The following is a 4,547-nucleotide window of genomic DNA, read 5'->3' on the forward strand; positions in this document are numbered from 1 at the left end:
CCGCCGAACGGACACGCCACAAACCGCGACGACGTCAACCCCGCCCGCCGCCAATACCCCACCCCCACCCCGGCACCGGCCACATACAACTCCCCCACCACACCCGCCGGCACCGGCCGCAACCACCCATCCAGCACCAAAAACCCCAGATGGGCCAACGGCACCCCAATAGGGCTGACCGTGCTGTCGGCGTCACCAGCAACGATCTCCCGAAACGAGGCATGCACCGTCGTCTCAGTGGTGCCATACATGTTGATCAGACGCGGTGATCGCCGGTGGTTGCCCAGCCAAGCCCCAAGACGCTGCGGTTGCAGCGCCTCACCGGCAAACACCACAGCCCGAAGCTTCAGCTGCTCTCTCAGCTCACAAGAGAGCGCATCGACGGCTTGCAGCCCATCAAACGCCGAGGGAGTTTGGCTTAACACGTTGACTTGCTCAGCGACCAGCAAGGCGTGGAAATCTTCCGGTGAGCGCACCACCTCCTCGGGCACCACCACCAGCCGCCCACCACCTAGCAACGCCCCGAAGATCTCACACACCGAGACATCGAAGGCATAGGAATGCCACTGCGACCACACCCCCGCGCGCTGCAGGTCCGCATCCAACGACTCCAGCAACTCGATGACGTTGTGGTGGGTGATGGCCACCGCCTTAGGCGTTCCGGTGGTACCCGAGGTGTAGATGAAATACGCGATGTCATCACCGGCCGGCGCCGGCAACGCCGTGCCCGGCTGAGCCTTGACAGCAGGATCATCGATATCGATGACCACCAGGTCGCACCCGCCCAACCGGTCAGCCAAATCAGCGGTACTCAACGCGACAATCGGCGCGGCATCAGCAACCATGAACTGCACACGCGCCCCCGGCAGCGCCGGATCGATCGGCAAATAAGCCGCCCCGGTCTTGAGCACCGCCAACATCGCCACGACCGCCTGCACCGAACGCGAAAACAGCAGCCCCACACACTCACCGCGGCCCACACCATGCCCAACCAACAGATGCGCAACCCGGTTAGCAGCCTCCTCCAACTCCCAATACGTCACCGACAAACCCTCAAAGGTCACCGCCACCGCATCCGGGATCCGGGCCACCTGCGCAGCAAAGGCCACCGGAATCGACACCGACGACGACACCGGCCGAGCCAACACCGCCCGATTCCCCCACCCAGCCAAGCGAACATGCTCACCGCCATCGAGCACATCCACCGACGACAACCGCCGGCCGGGATCAGCGGTCATGGCCACCAACACCCGCCGCCACCGCTCAATAAACACCTCAACACTCGCCGCGTCGAACACATCAGTGCGAAATTCCACCGTCCCACCGATCCCGGCGGGCTCACCAGCCTCAGTCCAACGCTCACCCAGGACAAACAGCAAATCCATGCGGGCGGTACGAGTACCCACCGGCAGCGGCGTAACCTGCAAATCATCCAAAACCAGCCCGACGGTCGCCGGATCATTGTCCTGCCCAGGAAAATTGGCCCAGGTAAACATCACCTGAACCAACGGCTGATAAGTCAGCGACCGAGCCGGATTGAGCCGCTCCACCAACACCTCAAAAGGCACATCCTGGTGCTCATAAGCGGCCAGACTGCGCTCTCGCACCTGAGCCAACAACTCCGCGACACTAGGATCACCGGCCAGATCGACCCGCAACACCAACGTGTTGACGAAAAAACCCACCAACTCATCAAGCGCCGGATCACGCCGCCCCGCGATCGTAAACCCCACCGCCACATCGGCACTGGCACTGACCTTCCCCAGCAACACCGCCAACGCCGCCTGCATCACCATAAAACTGGTCGCATTATGCTCACGCGCCACCCGGGCAACCCGCCGCTGCAACGCAGCCGGCCACCCCACCGCCACCACAGCACCCCGATAATCGGCGACCAACGGATAAGGCCGATCAGTAGGAAGCATCAACCGCTCCGGCATCCCCGCAAGAGCCCGCTCCCAATAACCCAACTGGCCAGCAATCCGGCTACAACCATCAGCCAAATCACCAAACTGCGCACGCTGCCACAACGTGTAATCCACATACTGCACCGCCAACGGCGCCCACCGCGGAACCCGACCCACACACCGAGCCCGATACGCAAAACCCAGATCACGAAACATCGGAGTCAGCGACCACCCATCGGCGGCAAGATGGTGCATGGTTAGCGCCAGCACATGCTCCTGGTCGGCAACGGTGAAAAGTGTTGCGTGGAACGGGATTTCGGCGGCCAGGTCGAACGTATACCTTGCGGCCACACCGACGGCGTCCTCAAGCTGGGTCGCCGACCATCGGGCTGCGTCGATGATGCCCCAGCCAAAATCCGCCTCGTCGGCGGCAATGATCCGCTGCTGCGGTACCCCATCGACGGCCAAGAACACCGTGCGCAAACTTTCGTGACGGCCCACCACATCAGCCAGTGCGGCACCCAGCGCATCGGTATCAAGGCGCCCGACGAGTCGCAACGCCACGGCCATGTTGTAGACCGGTGAGGGCCCCTGCAACTGGTCCAGGAACCACAACCGGCTCTGAGCAAACGACAACGGAATCACACCGGGACGCGGCGACGGCGTCAACGCTGCCTCGGCCGGTTCGCGGGCATGTGCGCTTATCCATTCGACCAACCCGGCCACGGAGGGCGCGTCAAACAACGCCCCGATCGGGACCTCGACACCCAGTTCAGCGCGCACCCGCGCCACCAGGCGCGTCGCCAACAATGAGTGTCCACCCAGGTCGAAAAACCCGTCATCGATGCCGACCCGCGTCAGCCCGAGAACCTCGCCGAATAGTGCGACCAACACCCGTTCGCGTCGATTACGCGGCGCCCGATACGCCACTGCACTGAAAAACTCCGGGGCCGGCAGCGCTTGCCGATCAAGTTTGCCGTTGATCGTCAACGGCAGCGACTCCACCACCATGATCGCCGCGGGCACCATGAACTCCGGCAATCGAGTGGCGACAAAGCTGCGCAGCTTCGCCACTCGTTCGATCACCGACGGGTCGTTGACATACCCGGCGAGGGAACCGATCTGCGTGGTGGGCAGGTATAGATCCGACAGCGCTGGGAGCCGGTAGTCACTAGACGGTTCGGTGGCGTGGGTGTAGATCAGGTCGACCAGACCGGCGGTCGGCGACCAAGTCACCGCTGTGGCGTATCCCAGTTCCCGCCCCAGCAGCTGACACTGGTGCGGCAACACCGCATCGGGGGCGAAGATGCCGGCACGCAACTCGCCGACGGGCACCCGATCGCCGGCCTGGGCCAGCGCCCGCGCCAGAGCCACATCGGGCCATATCCCGCCATGCGGCACCCCGGTGACACGCAGGCCCGACAGCTGTTGCGCCTGGAGATATGCGCCCAGCCTGGCCAGGCTTCCGAATCGCTGCCACGGTTCGGACGGTAGGTGTGCAAGGGACCGAACCGGTACCGGCGCCTTGCGCAGCACCACCTCATATCGATAACCGCTGAGTTCGTTGACCGCGCGCATCCGCTTGAGCTGCACGTCCACCGCGGCGATATCGGGAAGGCGCTGCGGCAAGGCCGCAAAAAACTCCGGCGCCAACAGCAGTTCCTGTTCGGTAAGCATTTCCCGGCTCACCCGCTCACCCATCACCGCGGCCGTGTCCTCACCACCGGTAGGGCGGGCACACAGCACCCCGGTGGTGAACGCCCGCAACAACGACAGGTTGCGCACGTCGCCGATAAACAACGCCCCGCCAGGCGCCAGTAGCCGCATCGCCATCGCCAGCACATCCAGCAGATACCCCGCACTCGGGAAGTACTGGACCACCGAGTTGAGCACCACGACATCGAAACGCGCCTCCGGCAACCCCCCGGCCGCATCCGCGGGCTGGACCCGCAACCGCACCCGATCACCCCACGGCTCCTGAGCCACCGCCGCCTGCAGTGTCCGGATCGTCGGCGCCGAGAAGTCTGTGCCCCAATACTCGACACACACCGGGGCCAACTGTGCAAGCAACAGCCCCGAGCCCACCCCGATCTCCAGCACCCGCCGGGGACCCAACCCCCGGATTCGATCCACCGCGGCCGCACGCCATTCCCGCATCTCCTCGAGCGGGATCGGCACCCCGGTATAGCTACTGTTCCATCCCCCGAAATCCTCGCCCAACACCGCGGGCGCGCCAGCGGTGAACGTCAACCCCGAGTAAAGGCCGTCATATACTCCCTGCCACTGCTCAACGAGCTCCACTTCTCGCGCCGGCTCCCGGACCAGCATCATCTCCTGATCTAGCACGACATAGCCGACCAGCCGTTTGTCGCCGGGGCGGTCCTCGCGGGCGATGACTACCGCCTGCTTGACGCCGGCCGACTCGGCCAGCGCTGCCTGGATTTCGCCGAGTTCGATGCGGTAGCCGCGGATTTTGACCTGATCATCAGCGCGCCCCAGATAGCGCAGCTGCCCATCAGCACCCCAACACACCAAATCCCCGGTGCGATACATCCGTATTCCTAGCGCTGCCGCTCCGCCGAACGGACACGCCACAAACCGCGACGACGTCAACCCCGCCCGCCGCCAATACCCCAGTCC

The 4,547-nt window shown here is 64.3% G+C and carries 1 protein-coding gene and 1 pseudogene; both read right to left on the reverse strand.

Translation table 11 applies throughout. The features are described 5' to 3' along the window. A partial coding sequence (locus AWC07_RS02350; RefSeq protein ID WP_425271208.1) for an amino acid adenylation domain-containing protein occupies positions 1-4,238 on the reverse strand: 4,238 nt, incomplete at its 3' end. Between the two features lie 18 nt (positions 4,239-4,256). Next, positions 4,257-4,547, reverse strand: a pseudogene (locus AWC07_RS29655) (hypothetical protein); the annotation flags it as partial.

The organism is Mycobacterium gastri (genome assembly GCF_002102175.1).
Taxonomy (GTDB): Bacteria; Actinomycetota; Actinomycetes; order Mycobacteriales; family Mycobacteriaceae; genus Mycobacterium; species Mycobacterium gastri.